The sequence below is a fragment of the Streptomyces globisporus C-1027 genome (assembly GCF_000261345.2).
Classification (GTDB): domain Bacteria; phylum Actinomycetota; class Actinomycetes; order Streptomycetales; family Streptomycetaceae; genus Streptomyces; species Streptomyces pakalii.
Genome location: NZ_CP013738.1, coordinates 6,636,409 through 6,654,769, shown reverse-complemented (window position 1 = coordinate 6,654,769; position 18,361 = coordinate 6,636,409). Strand labels below are relative to the sequence as shown.

At 72.8% G+C, this 18,361-nt stretch carries 16 protein-coding genes; 3 read left to right on the top strand and 13 right to left on the bottom strand.

Annotation, left to right across the window (positions count from 1 at the left end):
• Positions 1-75: 75 nt before the first annotated feature.
• The 9 genes from WQO_RS29380 to WQO_RS29335 all read right to left on the bottom strand — a co-directional run bounded on the left by WQO_RS29380 (position 76) and on the right by WQO_RS29335 (position 10,361).
• A complete protein-coding gene (locus tag WQO_RS29380; RefSeq protein ID WP_010058405.1) occupies positions 76-615 on the bottom strand; it encodes a methylated-DNA--[protein]-cysteine S-methyltransferase in 540 nt (179 codons plus the stop codon).
• 12 nt (positions 616-627) lie between these two features.
• A complete protein-coding gene (locus WQO_RS29375) occupies positions 628-2,100 on the bottom strand; it encodes an AlkA N-terminal domain-containing protein (RefSeq protein WP_010058406.1) in 1,473 nt (490 codons plus the stop codon).
• Between the two features lie 111 nt (positions 2,101-2,211).
• Positions 2,212-2,745 carry an O-acetyl-ADP-ribose deacetylase gene (locus WQO_RS29370; RefSeq protein ID WP_006128683.1) on the bottom strand — a complete coding sequence of 178 codons (534 nt, stop codon included), beginning with the start codon at positions 2,743-2,745 and terminating at the stop codon, positions 2,212-2,214.
• Positions 2,746-2,845: 100 nt separating this feature from the next.
• Positions 2,846-4,264 carry a phytoene desaturase family protein gene (locus WQO_RS29365; protein ID WP_010058407.1) on the bottom strand — a complete coding sequence of 473 codons (1,419 nt, stop codon included), beginning with the start codon at positions 4,262-4,264 and terminating at the stop codon, positions 2,846-2,848.
• 161 nt (positions 4,265-4,425) lie between these two features.
• Entirely contained in the window at positions 4,426-5,271 is an 846-nt protein-coding gene (locus WQO_RS29360; RefSeq protein ID WP_010058410.1) for an inositol monophosphatase family protein, read from the bottom strand.
• 127 nt (positions 5,272-5,398) lie between these two features.
• Positions 5,399-7,243 (bottom strand): gamma-glutamyltransferase family protein, encoded by a 1,845-nt coding sequence (locus WQO_RS29355; protein ID WP_010058412.1) that lies wholly within the window; start codon positions 7,241-7,243, stop codon positions 5,399-5,401.
• Positions 7,244-7,921: 678 nt separating this feature from the next.
• Complete coding sequence (locus WQO_RS29345; RefSeq protein ID WP_010058414.1) at positions 7,922-8,614, bottom strand: response regulator transcription factor; 693 nt, start codon at positions 8,612-8,614, stop codon at positions 7,922-7,924.
• Positions 8,611-9,801 (bottom strand): sensor histidine kinase, encoded by a 1,191-nt coding sequence (locus tag WQO_RS29340; RefSeq protein WP_107115845.1) that lies wholly within the window; start codon positions 9,799-9,801, stop codon positions 8,611-8,613. Before WQO_RS29340 ends, WQO_RS29345 begins: the two co-directional genes overlap by 4 nt.
• 20 nt (positions 9,802-9,821) lie before the next feature.
• Positions 9,822-10,361 (bottom strand): hypothetical protein, encoded by a 540-nt coding sequence (locus WQO_RS29335; RefSeq protein WP_010058416.1) that lies wholly within the window; start codon positions 10,359-10,361, stop codon positions 9,822-9,824.
• A gap of 770 nt (positions 10,362-11,131) precedes the next feature.
• Between WQO_RS29335 and WQO_RS29330 the strand changes: the two genes are divergently transcribed.
• Positions 11,132-11,785: a fasciclin domain-containing protein gene (locus WQO_RS29330; RefSeq protein ID WP_058953836.1), complete on the top strand. Its 654-nt coding sequence runs from the start codon at positions 11,132-11,134 to the stop codon at positions 11,783-11,785.
• Between the two features lie 112 nt (positions 11,786-11,897).
• Here the strand turns inward: WQO_RS29330 and WQO_RS29325 are convergent, their stop codons facing one another.
• The 3 genes from WQO_RS29325 to WQO_RS29315 all read right to left on the bottom strand — a co-directional run bounded on the left by WQO_RS29325 (position 11,898) and on the right by WQO_RS29315 (position 14,708).
• The gene (locus tag WQO_RS29325; RefSeq protein ID WP_010056759.1) at positions 11,898-12,806 is read right to left on the bottom strand and encodes a DUF4394 domain-containing protein; all 909 of its coding nucleotides are present in this window, start codon (positions 12,804-12,806) and stop codon (positions 11,898-11,900) included.
• A 239-nt stretch (positions 12,807-13,045) separates the two neighbouring features.
• Positions 13,046-13,981: an endo-beta-N-acetylglucosaminidase H gene (locus WQO_RS29320; protein WP_010056758.1), complete on the bottom strand. Its 936-nt coding sequence runs from the start codon at positions 13,979-13,981 to the stop codon at positions 13,046-13,048.
• Between the two features lie 139 nt (positions 13,982-14,120).
• Entirely contained in the window at positions 14,121-14,708 is a 588-nt protein-coding gene (locus tag WQO_RS29315) for a helix-turn-helix domain-containing protein (protein WP_010056757.1), read from the bottom strand.
• 147 nt (positions 14,709-14,855) lie between these two features.
• Here WQO_RS29315 and WQO_RS29310 point away from each other — a divergent pair, with 147 nt between their 5' ends.
• Both WQO_RS29310 and WQO_RS29305 read left to right on the top strand, forming a co-directional pair.
• Positions 14,856-15,977 (top strand): arylsulfotransferase family protein, encoded by a 1,122-nt coding sequence (locus WQO_RS29310; RefSeq protein WP_010056754.1) that lies wholly within the window; start codon positions 14,856-14,858, stop codon positions 15,975-15,977.
• A complete protein-coding gene (locus WQO_RS29305; protein WP_010056752.1) occupies positions 15,974-17,377 on the top strand; it encodes a uracil-xanthine permease family protein in 1,404 nt (467 codons plus the stop codon). Before WQO_RS29310 ends, WQO_RS29305 begins: the two co-directional genes overlap by 4 nt.
• Here WQO_RS29305 and WQO_RS29300 read toward each other — a convergent pair.
• Complete coding sequence (locus WQO_RS29300) at positions 17,319-18,284, bottom strand: LysR family transcriptional regulator (RefSeq protein WP_010056751.1); 966 nt, start codon at positions 18,282-18,284, stop codon at positions 17,319-17,321. The genes WQO_RS29305 and WQO_RS29300 overlap by 59 nt on opposite strands.
• Positions 18,285-18,361 lie beyond the last annotated feature (77 nt).

Below are 18,361 nucleotides of genomic sequence, written 5' to 3'. Positions count from 1 at the left end.
CCGGCCGGGACAGCGCGGGCGTGCCGGGGGCGTGCCGGTTTCGGCACTTCCCCGGCCCGCGCTGTCTCAGCTGTCTCAGAAGAGAACCTGAACGCCGTCCTCCCCCGTCCCGCCGCTCTCGAAGGCGAGGAGCCGCTGCTTGCGGTCCAGGCCGCCGCCGTATCCGGTGAGGCTCCCGGAGGCGCCGATCACGCGGTGGCACGGGACGATGATCCCGACCGGATTCTTGCCGTTGGCCAGACCGACGGCCCGCGAGGCGCCCGGCTTGCCGAGCTCCTCGGCCAGTTCGCCGTACGTCCGGGTCTCGCCGTACGGGATCTTCAGCAGCTCCGCCCAGACGCTCCGCAGGAACGGGGTGCCCGCGAGGTTCAGCGGGAGGTCGAAGGCGGTGCGGTCGCCCGCGAAGTACTCGCCGAGCTGCCGGATCACCTCGCCGAAGGGCTCCGGGTCCGGTACGCCGAAGGTCTCCTCGGGCGGGCGGTGGCGCTGGTCGGTCATGTAGAGGGCCGACAGGACGCCGTCGGTGGCGACGAGTGTCAGCGGGCCGTAGGGGCTGTCGACGACCGTGTGCTGCTTGGCCGCCGGGGTCGTGGTGGCGGCGGGTGTTGCGCTCATTGCGGTGCTCCTTCAGGCGGGCAGGTGGTTGACGGGGTGGTCGTCCACCGTCCAGAGGTACTGCACGGCGTACGCCCGCCAGGGGCGCCAGTCGGCGGCCCGTGCGGTGAGGGCGGCGGGGGTGGCCCGCAGGCCGAGCCGTTCGGCGGCGCGGCGGATGCCGAGGTCGGTGGGGAGGAAGGCGTCGGGGTCGCCGAGGGACCGCATGGCGATGGACTCGACCGTCCAGGGGCCGAAGCCGGGCAGCGCGGACAGTTCGGCGCGGGCCCGCTCCCAGTCGGTGTCGGTGTCGAGCCGCAGCCGGTCCTCCGCGAGGGCGGCGACGAGCGTGGTGAGGGTGGTACGGCGGGTCCGCGGCAGCGCGAGGGTCTCCGGGTCGAGGTCCGCGAGCGCCTGGGGGGTCGGGAAGAGGTGGGTGAGCCCGCCCTCGGGGTCGTCGACCGGGACGCCGTGGGCCGTGACCAGCCGGGCCGCGTGGGTGCGGGCGGCGGCGGTGGAGACCTGCTGGCCGAGCACCGCGCGTACGGCGAACTCGGCGCCGTCCACGGTGCGCGGCACCCGGCGGCCGGGCCCCGCGTCGACCAGCGGGGCCAGCAGCGGGTCGGAGCGCAGCTGGGCGTCGACGGCGACCGGGTCCGCGTCCAGGTCGAGAAGCCAGCGGCAGCGGCTGATGGCCCGGGTGAGGTCGCGGGGGTCGGTGAGGAAGAGCCGGCAGGCGATGTGGTCGGGTTTCGGCGTGAGCGAGACGACGCCGTGCCCGTACGGGAGGGTCAGCGTGCGCCGGTACGCGCCCTCGCGCCACTCCTCGACACCGGGGACCGCGGTCGCGGCGAGGTGGCCGAAGAGGTTGCTGGGGTTGAGCGGGGCCCGGTACGGCAGGCGGAGTGCGATGACGCCCGGTACGGCGGTGGTCCGCGGGCCCCGGGCGGCGCGGGTGCGCAGCTCGCCGGGGGCCAGGGCGAAGACCTCGCGGACCGTCTCGTTGAAGGTGCGGATCGAGGAGAAGCCGGCGGCGAACGCCACCTGGGCCATGGGCAGTTCGGTGGTCTCGATGAGGAGGCGGGCGGTCTGCGCCCGTTGGGCGCGGGCCAGGGCCAGCGGTCCGGCGCCCAGCTCGGCCAGCAGTTGGCGTTCGATCTGGCGGGCGGAGTAGCCGAGCCGGACGGCGAGCCCGGGCACGCCCTCGCGGTCGACGACCCCGTCCCGGATGAGGCGCATGGCGCGGGCGACCGAGTCGGCGCGGGCGTTCCACTCCGGGGACCCGGGGCTGGTGTCGGGGCGACACCGCTTGCAGGCCCGGAATCCGGCCTGCTGGCAGGCGGCGGCGCTCGGGTAGAAGGTCATGTTGCGGGTCTTGGGCGGCACGACGGGGCAGCTGGGGCGGCAGTAGATCCGGGTGGTGAGGACCGCGGTGAAGAACCAGCCGTCGAAGCGGGCGTCCTTCGACCGGACGGCCCGCACGCAGCGCTCGGTGTCGGTGTGCATGGTTCCAGGATGGTGCACCGGTCAGGGGCTTGGCTGGCGGAAATCCGACACGGAGGTCGCGCGGAAATCCGACAGCCGTTCGCACCTTCGTGGCGGCCACCGGGTGTGGTGTCAGCGCATCGCGAGGACTTCCTCGAACTCCACGTACGCGTGCGCGTCGAAGAGCACGAAGCGCACCTCCTCGACCGGCTCCACGGTCTCCGCCAGGACCGTGCGCACCGCGATCCGGGCCCCGTCGTCCATCGGCCAGCCGTAGATACCGGTGGAGATCGCCGGGAACGCGATGGACTTGGCCCCCAACTCGGCGGCCAGGCGCAGGGATTCGCGGTAGCAGGAGGCGAGCAGGGCGGAGCGGTCCTGGGCGCCGGAGAAGACCGGGCCGACCGTGTGCACGATCCACTGCGCGTCCAGGCGTCCGGCGGTGGTGGCGACGGCCTGCCCGGTGGGCAGCCCCTTTCCGTACTGGGAGGCACGCAGTTCACGGCAGGCGGCGAGGATGTCGGGGCCGCCGCGCCGGTGGATGGCGCCGTCGACTCCGCCGCCGCCGAGCAGCGAGGAGTTCGCCGCGTTGACGATGACGTCGACGGACTGGTCGGTGATGTCGCCGCGGACCAGACGTACGGCGGGAGAGACAGAGGTGCTCATGCGGACATCATGCCGCGCGCCGGGGGCCTTCGCCGCCCGGTCGGGGCGACCCACCGGGCGGACCCGCGGCGCGCTCCGGGACGAAGGACGGGCGGCCGCCTCAGGAGGCCGCCCGCAGCCGCCGCCATACGGCCTTGGCGGCGTGGTGACCTGACATGCCGTGCACCCCCGGTCCGGGCGGGGTGGCCGAGGAGCAGAGGAACACCGCGGGGTGCGCGGTGGCGTACGGGACGCGGGCGAGCTTCGGGCGGATCAGGGTCTGCAGGCCGGCGAAGGCGCCGCAGGCGATGTCGCCGCCGACGTAATTGGCGTTGCGCGCGGCGAGTTCCGGCGGTCCGGCGACCGCGCGGGCGAGGACCAGATCGCGGAACCCGGGGGCGAATCGCTCCAGTTGGCGTTCGATGACGTCGGTGGCGTCGCCCTCCCAGCCCGCCGGGACATGTCCGTACACCCAGAAGACATGGCGTCCTTCGGGAGCCCGGGAGGGGTCGGTCAGGGTGGGCTGGGCGGTGATGAGGAAGGGAGTGCTGGGGTCGCGGCCGTCGACGGCGGCCTGCAGCGCGGCGTCGATGGCGGTGGCGGTGGGGCCGATGTGGACGGTGCCCGCGCGGCGGGCCTCGGGCGCGGTCCAGGGGACGGGGCCGGACAGCGCGTAGTCGATCTTGAAGGCGGAGGCGCCGTAGCGGTAGCGGTGGTAGGCGCTGCCCAGTCCGGCGATGCGGGCGAGGGCCGAGGGCGAGGTGTCGAAGATGTAGGCGCGGGCGGGCGGCAGTTCGTCCAGGCGCTTGACCTCGCTGCCGGTGCGGATCGTGCCGCCGTGCTCCCGGAGCAGGGAGGCGAGGGCGTCGGAGATGGCCTGGGAGCCGCCGCGCGGCACCGGCCAGCCGTTCTCGTGGGCGGCGAGCGCGAAGACGAGGGCGATGGCCGAGGTGGCGAAGCCGCTGGTGGGAGCTATGGCGTGGGCGGCGAGTCCGGCGAAGAGGCCACGGGCCTTCTCGCCCTGGAAGCGCCGGGAGACCCAGGTGGCGGGCTGGAGGCCGAGCAGACCGAAGCGGGCCAGCCGGTACGGGTCGCGGGGCAGGCTCTCCCAGGGGGTGCGCAGGAAGTCGGCGGCCAGGGTGTCCCAGCGGCCGAGGAAGGGGGCCACGAGGCGGCGGTAGGCGCCGGCATCGGCGGCCCCCAGCGTCATGGCGCTCTCGCCGACGGAGCGGGTGAGGGCGGCGGCCGTGCCGTCGGGGAAGGGGTGGGCGAGGTCGACCTCGGGGTGCAGCCATTCCAGGCCGTGCCGCTCCAGGGGCATCGCCCGGAACGCGGGCGAGCCGATCCCTAGGGGGTGCACGGCGGAACACGGGTCGTGCCGGAACCCCGGGAGGGTCAGCTCCTCGGTACGGGCGCCTCCGCCGACGGTGTCGTGCGCCTCGTGGACCTCCACGGAGAAGCCCCGGCGGGCCAGTTCGGCCGCGGCGGTCAGTCCGTTGGGCCCGGCGCCCACCACGACCGCATCGAGCATCGACGGCACCTTGGGACTCCTTCGTCGGCCGGCAGGCGGACTTCCAGGGTATGCGGCCCCACCGACAGCGCGGATGCGGACCCCCGCAGTTCCGCGTGCCGGTCGGGCCGGTCGGGCCGGAGCCGCGTGCCGGTCGGGCCGGGTGCTCGGCGGCCCCGGCCCCGTCTCCGTCAGCCGCCCGCGCGCAACGCCGTCAGGATCCGTTGCGCGGTGGCCTCGTCGCGGGCCGCCGTGAACGGCAGGTCGTTGCCGCCCGCGATCCGGAACGGGACGCCCGCCAGGGTCGACTGGGCGCCGCCCGCCTCGGTGACCAGGAGCAGTCCGGCCGCGTGGTCCCAGGCGTACTCCCAGTTGAACGCGGTGGCGTCCAGCTCCCCGCGCGCCACCGCGAGGTACTCCAGGCCCGCCGAGCCGCAGGGCCGGGCCGCGATGCCTTCGGTGCGCAGGCCGAGCAGGGCCCGCTTCTGGGCGTCGGTGGTGTAGTCGGGGTGGGACATCGCCACGTTCAGTACGGCGCCGGAGGCGGGCGCGCCGGCGCGTATCGGGGTGCCGTTGAGCGTGGCGCCCCGGCCCCGCACGGCGACGGCCATCTCGCCCAGGACCGGTGCGTACGTCCAGGAGGCGTGGACCTCGCCGTGCTGGGCGAGGGCGACCAGGGTGCAGAAGCCGGCCTCCCCGCGGACGAACTGGCGGGTGCCGTCGACCGGGTCGACGATCCAGACCGGGGCGTCGCCGCCCAGGGCGTCGTAGACCGCCGGGTCGGCGTGGACGGACTCCTCGCCGACGACGACCGAGCCGGGCAGCAGCTTGGTGAGGGCGGCCGTGAGGTGTTCCTCGGCCAGCCGATCCGCGGCGGTGACCAGGTCGTGCGGGCCGCTCTTCTCGATGATCTCGTGGGCGGCGAGCTTCCGGTGGCGGGGCACGATCTCGGCCGCGGCGGCGGCGCGCACGGCGGCCTCGACCTCGGCCAGCGGTCCGGTGTCCCCGGCGGTCCCGTACAGGAAGTCATCGATCATGGCTCCACCCAATCACGGTCGCCCGGCGAGGCTGCCGCCGGGCGTTCGAAGGTCCTGGTCAGCGCGGTGCGGGGGCGCCGGCCGGCAGCGTTGCGCGGCGCCGGCGGGCACGGTCCCGCAGTGTCGGTCAGCGGCCGACGGCGTACCCCTGCATGCCGCGCGGGTTGGCGGCTGCGGACAGGATGCCGGTCGCGGGGTCCCGGGCCACGGCGCACAGCCGCCCCTCCGACCAGGGCTCGCCGACCGTGACGTCGTGGCCCCGGCGGCGCAGTTCCGCGATCACCCCGGGGTCCGTGCGGCCTTCCACGGTGACGCTGCCGGGGTGCATGGCGCGCGGGTGGAACGAGCCGGGGAAGCTGTCGTTGTGCCAGTTCGGCTCGTCGATCGCGCCCTGGAGGTCGAGCCCGCCGCGGACCCGGGCGCGCCGGGCGACGGCGAGGAAGAAGTGCACCTGCCACTGGTCCTGCTGGTCGCCGCCGGGGGTGCCGAACGCCATCACGGGGACGCCGTCGCGCAGGGCGAGGGAGGGCGTGAGGGTGGTGCGGGGGCGGCGGCCGGGCGTGAGGGAATTGGGCAGCCCCTCGTCCAGCCAGGCCATCTGGAGCCGGGTGCCCAGCGGGAAGCCCAGCTCGGGCACGACCGGGTTGGACTGGAGCCAGCCGCCGCTGGGCGTCGCGGAGACCATGTTGCCCCAGCGGTCGACGACGTCCAGGTGACAGGTGTCTCCCCGGGTGGCCCCGTCGGAACCGACCAGCTCGTCGGGGCCGTGGCGGGTGCCGCGCGCCATGGTGGGCTCACCGGCGCCGGGCGCGGGGACGAAGCCGGGCCCGGCGGCCCCGGGCTTCCCGGCGGCGACGGCGCGGACGTGGGCGGACAGGAGCGGGGTACGGCCGCCGGGGCTGCCGGGGCGCAGTTCCGTGGACGCGGTGTCCGTGATGAGCGCGCGGCGACCGGTGTTGTACGGGGCGGAGAGCAGCTCGTCCAGGGGGACGTCGGCGGCGTCCCCGTACCAGGCCTCGCGGTCGGCCATGGCGAGCTTGCAGCCCTCGACGAGCAGGTGGACGTAGTCGGCGGAGCCGGACGGCGGCAGCTCGTCCGGGAGGAGCGCCAGCTGCTGGAGGAGGACGGGCCCCTGGCTCCAGCCGCCCGCCTTGGCCAGCGTCCAGCCGTTCCAGTCGTACGTGACGGGGGCTTCGTACGACGCGGACCAGCCGGCCAGGTCGGCGGCGGTGAGCGTGCCGGTGTGCCGGTCGCCGCTGGTGTCCAGGGTGGGGACCGCCGCCTGCCGTACGAGGGCCTCGGCCACGAACCCTTCACGCCAGATGGTGCGGGCGGCCTCGATCCGGGCGTCGCGGTCCGCTCCCCCGGTGGCCGACGCCTCGGCGATGAGGCGTCGCCAGGTGGCGGCCAGGGCGGGGTTGCGGAACAGCTCGCCGGGGCGCGGGGAGCGACCGCCGGGAAGATAGACGGCGGCGGAGGTGGTCCACTCGGTCTCGAAGAGTCCGCGCACGGCCTCCACGGTCTCGCCGACCCGTTCGACGGGGGCGTGGCCGTGCTCGGCGTATCCGATCGCGTAGCGCAGCACCTCGGCCAGGTCCTTGGTGCCGTGGTCGCGCAGGAGCAGCATCCAGGCGTCGAAGGCGCCGGGGACGGCGGCGGCGAGCGGCCCGGTACCGGGGACGAGCCCGAGGCCGAGGGAGCGGTAGTGGGCGACGGTGGCGCCGGCCGGAGCGGTCCCCTGACCGCACAGCACCCACACCTCACCGTCCCCGCTCGCCAGGATCATCGGCACCTCGCCGGCCGGGCCGTTGAGGTGCGGCTCGACGACATGGAGGACGAACCCGGCGGCGACGGCGGCGTCATAGGCGTTGCCGCCGTCCTCCAGAACCGCCATCGCGGACTGGGAGGCCAGCCAGTGGGTGGAGGACACCATGCCGAAAGTGCCCTGGAGGGTGGGCCGGGTGGTGAACATACGGACTCTCACCTCGTTCTGCGCGCGCCGGACGGTCGAATTCGGGCTCAGGACCTGGCGGGCGATACCTGCTTGTCGCCATTGCGGTGGGCGCTGCTCGGGCCGGTCCTGCCTGCCGGCCGTGCGGACCATTCCCCCTATGGGGCCCGCCCGTTCTTCCCCCTGTTGATGAAAAAGCAGCCGATGGCGGAGATGCACCCAATAATCGCCAGGAGCGCCCACCCACCGCTGCTGCCGGAAACAATCAGAAAAATGGCGAGGGCGATACCCACGAATGCACATGCGGAGGCGAACTGAACGTACCGCTTGACGCCGGCGCGCTGCTCCATTGTCCACCCGACGTGCGGCTCCGACATTCTCATTCCTTTCTTGTGTCCAGGGGGAAGAGATCTCCCCCTGGGCGCGAGTCATGGACTTCCGCGTGCCCCCGGGTTCGCGGTTGAATCCCTTGTCCGTTCCGGCCGTTGACGTGGCCGACAGGCCGAGGTGACCGGCGCGGAGAAGGTGTCGCCGGGCTTGATGCGCGTGGACTGGGGGAGGTGGCGACGGTCTCGTTGCCGAGCGCCACCCAGAGGGGTTCCGGTACCCCCGCGTGCCGGCCCAGCGGGCGGGCACGGGTTCGGTGCGGGAGCTGATGCCGTCGATGACGGTGAGCGGCCGCGCAGCGGGGAGCCGTCGTCAGACGAGACCCGCGGCGATGGCGAGCCGGGCGGCTTCCACACGGCTGCGGACGCCGGCCTTCGCGAAGAGATTGTTGATGTGGGTTTTCACGGTGGCCTCACTGATGAACAACCGTTCGGCGATGGCTCGGTTGGGGAGGCCCTGTCCGATGAGGGCAAGCACCTCGCGCTCCCGTTGAGTGAGGGCGTCCGGGAGCTCCGCGGGCCGGACGGCAGAGCGGTCCGACGGAGAACCGGAGGGCTGAGGGGTGGTAGCGGCTGCCAGGAGGCGGGCCTGGACCTCTCGGTCGAGCACCGACTGGCCGGCGGCGGCCGCGCGGACCGCCCTGGCGATGTCCCGGCGACCGGCGCTCTTGGTGAGGTAGCCGCGAGCTCCCGCGCTCAGCGCGGCCATGATGGATTCGTCGTCCGCGAAGGTGGTGAGGACGACCACCGCTACTTCGGGATGGTCCGTGCTGAGCCGCTTGGTCGCCTCGGTGCCGTCCATTCCGGGCATGCGGAGGTCCATGAGGACGACGTCGACGGGGCCCGCGGCGACCGCTGCCAGCACGTCGTGCCCGTCGGCAGCCGCCGCCACCACCTCCAAGCCGGGCACCAGGGCGAGAACCGCGGCGAGGGGTTCGCGCACGGCGGCCTGGTCGTCGGCCACCACCACCCGGACGCGTCCTGTCTCCTCGGCCGGAACGTTCATCGTGGTACCTCCGCCCTTACCCGCCAGCCTCCCCGGCCCGGTCCCTCGGTGACCGGACCGGTGGTGATTCTTCCGCCCAGGAGCGCGACGCGCTCCCGCATGCCGACCAGCCCCAGCCCGCTGCCCGGGACCGTGGCCTCCGGCAGCGTGGGGGGCCCGTTGAGGACGGTCAGGATCGCGGTGGCGTCGGTGCACTCGAGCCGTACGGTTACTGCGCTGCCCGGTGCGTGTCGTGCGGCATTGGTCAGTGCCTCCTGCGCAACCCGCAGCAGTCCCTGAGTGACCCGGACGGGCAGTGTCCCTGCCTCCCCCTCGATCGTGAGGGCGTCACGGTGGCCCGAGGACTCCAGCATGGCCGTCAGGCTGTCCACCAGGGACAGGGAATCCTCGCGCAGCGAGTGGACGGTCCACCGGGCCTGCTTCAGGCTCTCCCGGACCAGGTCGTGGGCCTTGCCGTTCGCTGCCCTGATGCGGTCCAGATCGCCGGTGTCGACGAGTGCGTCGACCAGTTCCAGTTGCATGTTGATCCCGGCGAGGGAGTGAGCGAGGACGTCGTGGACGTCCCGCGCGATCCGGGTGCGTTCGGCGAGGACGGCCGTGCGTGCCTCGGCACGTGCGGCCTTCCCCGCGGACGCGGCTGCCTCGATCGCGGCCCGGGTCGCCTGGGCGCGGCTTCGTCCCGCCATACCCGCCAGCACGGCTGCGCCGGTGGACAGCCCGAGGAGCGTGGCGGCGAACCGCTCGTCGGGCTCGGCGCGCAGATTCAGCGCACCGGCGCACAGGACGCTGCTGAGGACGGCCAGCGCCAGGGCGGGACGGGTATCGAAGCGGCTCCCGATGAGTCCGACGAGGAAGAAGGCGAAGAGATAGGACGATCCGGAGTCCGCTGCGGCGATCAGGCCGGCCGCCGCCACGACCGCGAGGGCGGCCCAGCCCGTACGGAACGGAGAATCCGGCCACGTGGTGGGCAGGCTCTCTTCGGGCACCAATCGGACGGCCAGCACGGCGCAGTTGACCCCGAAGAGCACGATGACGAGGAGCCCTTGGCTGCCGGGACCCATCGGCCGGATCGTCGCGATCCCCGCACCCGCCACCGCGACCGTGACAATCCACTGGGCCACGGTTCCGCCGCGTGCTGTGAGAGGGACGGCAGCATCGGCGGCCCGCTGAGCGCCCGGTTCCGGCATGGCGTGACCATAACCCATGATCAGTACTCGCGACCGGCGGGGACGGGCCGGGGCGCCGCGGTCGCCCCGGGGTCGGCCGGCACCATGCGGCTCCGCGCGTAGATCGTGGCCAGACGGGTCACCACCTCGGTCAAGGCCATGAGCACCAGAGCGGCCACCCACGCATCGGAACCTGTGATCCGGTGGTCCGCGCTGAAGCGCGCCACCGTGCCGGCGCCACCGTGATCGACCCACAGCTGGAAACCGAGCCGGGCCCCCATGCCGAGGATCCAGAGCATCGCCGAGACCGCACCGGCCTTGATCAGAATGTGCCCGTCCAAGCGCCTCATCCGTGTGAAGACTCCGCCGGCGATGCCCAGCGCCGCGCCGATGCCCATCAGTACGCCGATCAGAACGAGGTCGTTGCCGTCCGTGGGGACCGTGTCGAGGTAGCTGAAGCCCACGAAGGTGACGATGGCAAGCGGCAGCAGGTAGGAACGAGGCCCGAGAGGACCTTCCCGCAACTGCCGGAAGACGATCAGGATGAGGGCGATGTCGATGATCCAGGTGGTGGTGTCCATGCCCTCAAGCCTGCTGAGACCAGGCTCGGAGCGCCTGCACCCAGGGGTGGAGATGCGGGTGGAGACCGGACGATGGACACGCCCCCGGCGTGCCCGGAGCCACACTGGTTCGGCTGCGGGCGGCATACCTCCGGCCAGATCTTCCGCCAGAGTGCATGCCGGACGCGAGCGTCCAGGTACTCCGCCTCCTGCAGCCGGTACGCCGGCAACGTCGTCGCTCACGCCGCTCTCACCGGAAGCCCGCCGCGCCCGGGAAAACGGCCGCCCTGTTGTGGGGCGCCCAGGAGAGTGGCGCCCCACAACAGCCGCCCTCCGCGGGCCTTCCACCGCGGGAGCGAGGCGAGGATCCCCGCAGCCGCCGGGGAACCTCGTCGTGCGCGGTGCCTCCTCCTGACAGCCGCTCACATCGGGTATTCGCCACAGCCAGTGCGCCGGATTGGTCGGTCCCGGCACGACACCCGGTCGGGCTAATCCCCGGGCAGGCACCAGACGCCGCGGCGCGACCGGATGAAGTTTCTTCCCCGCTGACCAATCCGACCGCCCGGCGGCTCCGGATAGCTGACATGACGATCAGAGCCGCCCAACCGATCCGCCGCACAGCGGACGTCGCGCGCGACCCGCTTGGCGGACGAGCGCTCTGACCCGAGTCACCCCGCACCGGGGCGACACCCGACCCGACATCAGCACTGCGGACCATCACCACCCGGTCGCCGGACCACACCCCCCGGCGAACACGCAGCGCTACCGACCGAACACGCAGGAGATACTTCGTGACTGCCTTCCGCTACCGCCGCGCCGCCCTCGCCCTCACCGCCGCCGCTGTTCTGCCCCTCACGCTGACCGCCTGCGGCGGGGACGACAGCTCCTCCGACGCGGCCGCCGACAAGGCCTCGTCCTCCGCCCCCGCGGAGGAGAAGTCGAGCGCACCCGCCGAGGGCACCCCCGCGGACGGCCCGTTCGGTCCGGCCTGCGCCACCGTCCCCAAGGACGGTGCGGGCTCCTTCGACGGCATGGCCCAGGACCCGGTCGCGACCGCCGCCTCCAACAACCCGGCCCTGTCCACCCTGGTCACGGCGGTGAAGAAGGCCGGCCTCGTCGACACGCTCAACAACGCCCAGAACATCACCGTGTTCGCGCCGACCAACGACGCCTTCGCCAAGATCCCCAAGGCCGACCTCGACAAGGTCCTGGCCGACAAGGAGATGCTCACCAACATCCTCACCTACCACGTCGTCGGCGAGAAGCTCTCCCCCACGCAGCTGGAGAGCGGCACCTACGACACCCTCCAGAAGTCCTCGCTCACCACCAAGGGCTCCGGCGAGAACTACACCGTCAACGACACCTCCAAGGTCGTCTGCGGCAACGTCCCCACCGCCAACGCCACCGTCTACATCGTCGACACCGTCCTCATGCCCAAGAGCTGACACACACCCCACGCACCGCGCGGGAAACCCCGAACGGGCCGGGCCCCGAGTCATCTTCACCGACTCGGGGCCCTCCGCCAGTCCTGCGGCTCGTGCTGATGGTGCGAGTGCGTCAGCTCTGGTTGAGCGGCAGGGCCACGTCGGTGACCTGGTGAGCCTTGGGGAAGGCGCCGATGCCCACGGCCTGTCCGGTGAGGAGGTTGACGTCGTAGAAGCGGTGGGCGCCGTTGACGCTGAGCGCGGCGAAGCCGTGGTTGGTCCGCGTCCGGTGGGAGAAGTAGATGTCGAATCCGGCGTTCGGGCCGGCGTTGACGCCGAGGTTCCCGGTGGGGGCGAGGGTGCCGGAGTTGGCGGGCGACTGGAGCGAGACACGGTCGTTCGTCGTGTCGATGTCGAAGAGGGACGTCGCGGTCTCGGCGTTGAGGTCGTTGTTCGTGTACGCAGCGCCGGTTACCCCTTTGGCCGTCGAAGGGGGCGTCGTGGGGTTGGTCAGCGGGGTGTCGGCGGTGGTGGTTCGGGGGACCGCCGGGTCGTCGATGTTGTGGCGCAGGTTCTGGCCGGTGTCGCTGATCACACGCAGGCGGTTGGCCGCCGGGTTGAAGTCGACCCCGAAGTACGTGCCGGCCAGGGCGACGGTCAGTTGCGACACCTTGGCCGCCTTGGCGTTGCGGGTCTCCAGGGTGTAGATGCCGCCCTTGTCGCCGACTCCGTACAGCTTGGTGTTCTGCACCCGGAAGTCGATGCCGACCAGTTCGGTGTCCTTCTTGAGGCCGCTGACCTTGCCCAGCTGCCACGGCCTGGAGGGCTCGCCGCTACGGAAGCCCACCAGCCGCTGACCGCTGGTCAGGCCGATGACCGCCAGGTCACCGTCCACGGCCGCCCGCTGCCCGGCCTCTCCCGGTCCCGAACCCTCCTGGGAGGTCCGGTCGGATGACGGGACGGCGGCCCAGGCCCCTGCCGAAGCCGGGACGACCGAGGACACCGCCGCGGCGAGGGCGACGGTGACAACTGCTGCACGCATGCGTATCTCCTACGAGGCGGGACTCCCGCCCATCGGGAGTCACCAGCGACGAGAACACGCGCGCACCCGAGCCGCCCGCCGCGCAGGACCATCCGGCTCGCAGCCGCACAAGAGCCTGCCGATGCCCGGAGGCGGGCAGAACCGCCATGCCGGTGCATGCCCGTTGCCATGCCTCCGTGTACGGGAGGCCAGGACCGCGCGACATACGGAGCACCGACACCACCCCGGCGAGTGACGGCCTACGGCTCGTACACCGCGTCCTGGCCGTAGAGCTCCCTGGTGAAGGCGGAGACGTCGGTGCTGCGGTCGCTGCCGTCGAGGTTGTAGGTGAGGAAGACGCCGTACCCCTCGTCGACCGTACGGCGGGCCAGGGCGGCGACCGTGCTCGGTGAGGTCGCACCGATGTGCACGGCCGCGGGGGACAGCTGGGACTTGGGGAGGCCGATGCGGGGCACCTGCCAGGTGCCGTAGTACGGGTTCCAGGCGTAGTCGAAGACGGTGGCCAGATCCACGCCTCCGTAGGAGAGGCGGGCGGCGGCCGGGCCGATGTTGTACAGGCTGATGATCTTGTCCGGCAGGTTGCCGCGCAGTGCGGTCACCAGGTGCACGAAGGAGCTGTCGTTGGGCTGGCCGGTACCGTTCTTGCCGTACTCGGCGTACTCGTCGTCGAAGTCGATGCCGTCCAGGCCGTACCGGGTCACGGCGTCCGAGAGCAGTTCGGCGTAGTCCGCGGCCGCCTGCTGGGACGGGAAGTTGGCGAAGCCGGCGCCCTGGTGGTTGCCGAGGACGGAGAGGACGACCTTGATGCCCTTGTCCTGGAGCGGGCGGATCTCGGTGGCGGCGTTGTCGAGGACGCGCTGCACGTTCTCGTTGAAGTGCAGCGTGGCCTTCTTGGTGCCGGTGTCGTAGTTGATGTTGGCGGCGAAGATCACGGCCACGTCGAAGACGTTGTCGCCGCCTGCCAGGGTGTACTTGCCGACGTTCGCCATGCTGTGGTTGTTCACCTCGACATAGGCCACCGAGGTGGGGCCCGCCTTGGTGAGGTGAGGGGTCTCGTCGGCGGGCGCCGGGGCCGCTGTCGCGCCGGTGGGAAGGAGTGCGCCGGAGGCGAGGGCCGCGACGGCGGAGAGGGCGAGCGCGGCCACCCGGACTCTGCGCGGTATGAGCGTCTTCATGCTCGATCGGTCTCCCATCTCACTTTCGGAGCCCGCCAGTTGGCGGGCACCGCGTCAGCGCCCACGAGTATCCGCCGGTCGGGCGAGACTCCGGAGACCGCACCCGAACCCCTCACGATTCCCCCTCATGCCGCGGTCCTCAGCTTCCGGGCCCGTGGCCGGCGACCGAGACCAGGAGGACACGGGTGTCGGGGCCGGCCGCACGCCACCGGTGCCGCACCCCGCCGGTGAGGTAGAGCGTGTCGCCGCGCTCCAGACGGAAGGTGCGGCCGTCCGCCTCGACCTCGGCGGCGCCGTCCGCGACGTACATCAACTCATCGTTCCCGTGCAGGAATTCGCGGTCCGCGTGCTGGGCTCCGGTGAACTCCAGCGCATGCATCTGGTGGCTGCCCCGGACCAGCGGGCGCACCCCCGTATCGGTGGCGAGACCCGAGTCGTCCTTGGCGCGGACGACGTCGACGGACCGGTCCGCGGCGCTGGAGGCGGCGAGGAGTTCGACCGCTGTCGTCCGCAGGCCGTCGGCGATGCGCTGGAGGGACCGCATGCTGGGCCGGGCGCGCTCGTTCTCGATCTGGCTGAGGAAGGGCACCGAGAGTCCGCTGCGTTCGGCGACCGCGGCCAGCGTCAGATCGAGGGCGCGCCGCCGCCGGCGCACGGCGTTCCCGAGTCCGGCGCCCGGCTCACCGGACCCCGCCCGCCCGTCGCCGTCCGGCCGCGTGTCGCTCATGATCGTGTCTCCTCCCCGGGGGCAGCCACCTTACGCAGGGGCGCGGGAGGTTTCGTACGCCCGTCACACCGCTGACACACTCCACCCCTAGCTTCAAAGGAGTTCGATCCCATCAAAGAAACTTTGATCCCCTGAAGCGAGGTTGTTGTGTCCACCGTCGACCAGAATCAGCGCCGCCGCCGCGGCACCGGTCTCATCGCTCTCGACGCCGAACGGGCCTTCGCGGGCTACACGCTCTTCGCCCCGCTCACCGGCGGCGGCGCGGTCCATCTGATCGATCTGCGCGGCGAGGAGGTGCACACCTGGCGGCTGCCCTACCGCCCGGGCCGGCACGCCCGGATCCTCCCCGGCGGGAATCTCGCGTACAACGGCGTCCTGCCCGGCGAGAAGGCGCTCTTCCCGATGTGGCACAAGTACCGCGGCGGGGTCCTCGGCGTGTACGCCCCCGACGGCACGGTCCTGCGCGAGCACCGCGACCCGCTCCAGCACCACGACGCGCACCACCTGGACGACGGCGGAGTCCTGTACACCGCGCTGGAGCCTCTCTCGGGCACGGAGGCGGCCGGGGTAAGCGGCGGGGTGCCCGGATCGGAGGCGGCGGGCGGGACCGTGTGGGCGGACACGATCAAGGAGGTCGACGCCGAGGGGAAGGAGGTGTGGTCGTGGCGCGCGGCCGATCACCTCGACCGGGAGGCGTTCGCCCTGCACCCGGACTACGCGCGGGAGCACTGGCCGCTGATCAACTCGGTCACGCCGCTCGCGGACGGGAACATCCTGGCGAGCCTGCGCAGCGTCTCGGCGGTCGTCGTGATCAGCCGCGCGACGGGCGGGATCCTGTGGCGCACGGCGCCCGGCACCGTCTCGCAGCAGCACCATCCCACCGAGCTGCGAGACGGCAACTTTCTCGTCTTCGACAACGGCGTCTTCCGCCCGGGGCACGACGTGCCGTACTCGCGCGTGATCGAGATCGACCGGGCCGGGACCATCGCGTGGGAGTACCACGATCCCGCCCGCGAGTCCTTCTTCGCACCGTTCATGGGGTCGGCCCAACGCCTCCCGAACGGCAACACGTTGGTGACCGACTCCCCCGCCGGACGGCTCTTCGAGGTCACCGCCGACGGGCTCCTGGTGTGGGAGTACGTCGTCCCGTACTTCGGCGGCTACGAGGAGGCCGAGGTGCGCGGCCTGTTCCCGGCCGAGCCGAACGCGGTGTTCCGGGCCTACCGGTACGCCGCCGACGAGCTGCCCTGGCTGGAGGCCGGACGGTGACGGCGCCGATCGCGCCCGTCGACGAACGGGTCCCCGTCGGGCGGCTGGTTCCGCTGGCGCTCCAGCACGTCCTGGCGATGGCCGCCGCTCCCGTGTCGACCGTCTTCCTCACGGCCACCGCCCTGCGTCTGAGCCCGGCGGAGACGGCTTCGGTGCTCAGCGCGGTGCTCGTCCTGTGCGGGGCCGGATCGCTGCTCCAGTCGCTCGGCGTCGGGAACGTCGGGGCGCGGCTGCCGTTCGTCATGCTGCCGGGCGGGGCCGCCACCGCGCTGTTCATCCAGATCTCCGCCGATCACGGTCCGGCCGTGGCCGGCGGCTCGGTGCTCCTGGCAGCCGCTCTGCTGCTGGCCGTGGTTCCGCTGTACGGCCGGATCGTGCGGCTCTTCCCGCCGCTGGTGATGGGCGTGACGGTGCTGCTGATCGGGATCGCCATGGTCCGGGTGGCCGCGCAGCTGATCACCGGTCCGACCGGGGAGACGGCGCGGGGCTCGGTCGTCCTGGCGGGTGCCACGGTGGCGGGCACGCTGGCCGCGTATCTCTTCCTGCGAGGTGTGTGGCGGCAGAGCGCGGTGCTCATCGGCATGGTGGCGGGCACGGCGATCGCGGTGGTCGGCGGGCTCGGCACCTTCAGCCCGGCCCCGGGCAGCGGCTTCTCGCTCCCGGCGCTCTTCCCGTACGGAGCACCGCGCTTCGACGTCCTCGCCGCGCTGCCCCTGCTGGTCTTCAGCCTCAGCACGCTCGCCGAGATCACCGGCCAGACCGTCCTGAACAGCGAGACCTCGGGACGGAAACCCGACCCCGGCCGGGACGTGCCGAGGGTCGCCCGCGCCGACGCGCTGATGTCGCTCTTCGCCGGGACGCTGGGGGCTTCGCTGATGGTGACCAGCTCCGAGAACATCGGGATCAGCCGGCTGACCGGGGTCCGCAGCCGCTTCGTGACGGCGGCCGCCGGTGGCCTCCTCGTCGCCGTGGGGCTGCTCTCCCCGCTCTCGCGTGCGGTCGCCGGCCTGCCGCCCGCCGTGGTCGGGGGATCCGCGCTGGTCGTGTACGCGGTCATCGCCGTGATGGGCGTCCAGATGCTCGCCCGGTCCGAACTGGCCGAGCGGGGCCACTCGATGATCGCGGCGCCGGCGCTGGCCGTGGGGCTCCTGCCGATCGTCGCCCCCACGCTCTACGACGGTTTCCCCGGCTGGATCCGTACGCTCCTGGGGTCCGGGGTCGTCGCGGGAACCCTGACGGCCGTCCTGCTGCACGCACTCTTCGCCGTCGCCGACAGGCCACCGCGCACCGGGGCCGGGGCGGGGCAGTCCGGAGAGCGGCAAGCCGGGGAGCGACCGCCGCTCACCACGCGCGGGCGGCCTCGATCAGCAGATCGCGCACCCGGGCCACCTGAGGGTTGACGGCGGAACCGGGGCGCTGCACGAGGTACGCGGTGTTGATCGGCGGGTCCTCGGGGGCGCACAGCTCGACGAGGGCGCCCGAGGCCAGCTCGTCCGCGCAGAGATAGCGCGGCAGCACCGAGAAGCCCGCCCCGGCCATCACGGCGGCGAGCACCCCGCGCAGGTCGGGCACGGTGACGGCGGCCCGGCAGTCGAGGCGGCGGCCGAAGACGTGGCGCCAGTAGCGGCGGGCGATGGGCAGGTCCTCGGCGTACGTCACCAGGGGCAGGCCGTGCAGCGCACCCGGCCCCCGGGCGGCGAGGTTCTCCGGTCCCCCGGTCCGGGCGGCCCAGCCCGGGGCGGCCGTCAGCACGAACTCCTCATCCATCAACGGCACCGCGGACAGCGCCCGGCCGCGCGGCCGGGCGGTCGCGACGACCAGGTCGTGGCGGCCCGCACGCAGCTCGTCCAGGAGCGGATCGGTGAGCCCGGTCGCGGCGCGCAGCAGCAGCCCGTCCGCGACGAGCGGGGCCAGCGCGGGCAGCACCCGCAGGCACATCAGCTCGGCGGGGCCCGCCAGATGGACGGGATCGGCCGGGCGTCCCCCGGCCGGGACCGTATCGCCCGTGACCTGGGCCAGGGCGTCCAGCGGGGCGACGACGCGGGCCGCCAGCTCGTCCGCGTACGGCGAGGGGGCGACCCCGCGCGGCAGCCGCTCGAACAGCTCCCGGCCCACCTGCCGCTCCAGGGAGCGCATCTGGGCGGTGACGGTCGGCTGGGAGAGGCCGAGCAGGCGGGCGGCGGCGGTGAAGGACCCCGACCGGTGCACGGCGAGAAAGGTCCGCAGCAGATTCAGATCGGCCGGACCCGGGGGTGCGTCCGCCGGACGGCCCAGCCCGGCGAACCCATCGGGATCCTTATTTCTCATAGCTGCCAGCCTATTGGAAACCTATGGAGGATCCGGCCTACCGTCACACAGGTCAGCACTTCACGATCCCCCGAGAA

Coding starts and splice junctions, on each gene's coding strand:
- WQO_RS29380 (WP_010058405.1), bottom strand. CDS start 615: ATGAGCGCAACACCCGCCGCCACCACGACCCCGGCGGCCAAGCAGCAC.
- WQO_RS29355 (WP_010058412.1), bottom strand. CDS start 7,243: ATGTTCACCACCCGGCCCACCCTCCAGGGCACTTTCGGCATGGTGTCC.
- WQO_RS29360 (WP_010058410.1), bottom strand. CDS start 5,271: ATGATCGATGACTTCCTGTACGGGACCGCCGGGGACACCGGACCGCTG.
- WQO_RS29340 (WP_107115845.1), bottom strand. CDS start 9,801: ATGCCGGAACCGGGCGCTCAGCGGGCCGCCGATGCTGCCGTCCCTCTC.
- WQO_RS29300 (WP_010056751.1), bottom strand. CDS start 18,284: ATGAGAAATAAGGATCCCGATGGGTTCGCCGGGCTGGGCCGTCCGGCG.
- WQO_RS29325 (WP_010056759.1), bottom strand. CDS start 12,806: ATGCGTGCAGCAGTTGTCACCGTCGCCCTCGCCGCGGCGGTGTCCTCG.
- WQO_RS29335 (WP_010058416.1), bottom strand. CDS start 10,361: ATGGACACCACCACCTGGATCATCGACATCGCCCTCATCCTGATCGTC.
- WQO_RS29375 (WP_010058406.1), bottom strand. CDS start 2,100: ATGCACACCGACACCGAGCGCTGCGTGCGGGCCGTCCGGTCGAAGGAC.
- WQO_RS29315 (WP_010056757.1), bottom strand. CDS start 14,708: ATGAGCGACACGCGGCCGGACGGCGACGGGCGGGCGGGGTCCGGTGAG.
- WQO_RS29320 (WP_010056758.1), bottom strand. CDS start 13,981: ATGAAGACGCTCATACCGCGCAGAGTCCGGGTGGCCGCGCTCGCCCTC.
- WQO_RS29345 (WP_010058414.1), bottom strand. CDS start 8,614: ATGAACGTTCCGGCCGAGGAGACAGGACGCGTCCGGGTGGTGGTGGCC.
- WQO_RS29370 (WP_006128683.1), bottom strand. CDS start 2,745: ATGAGCACCTCTGTCTCTCCCGCCGTACGTCTGGTCCGCGGCGACATC.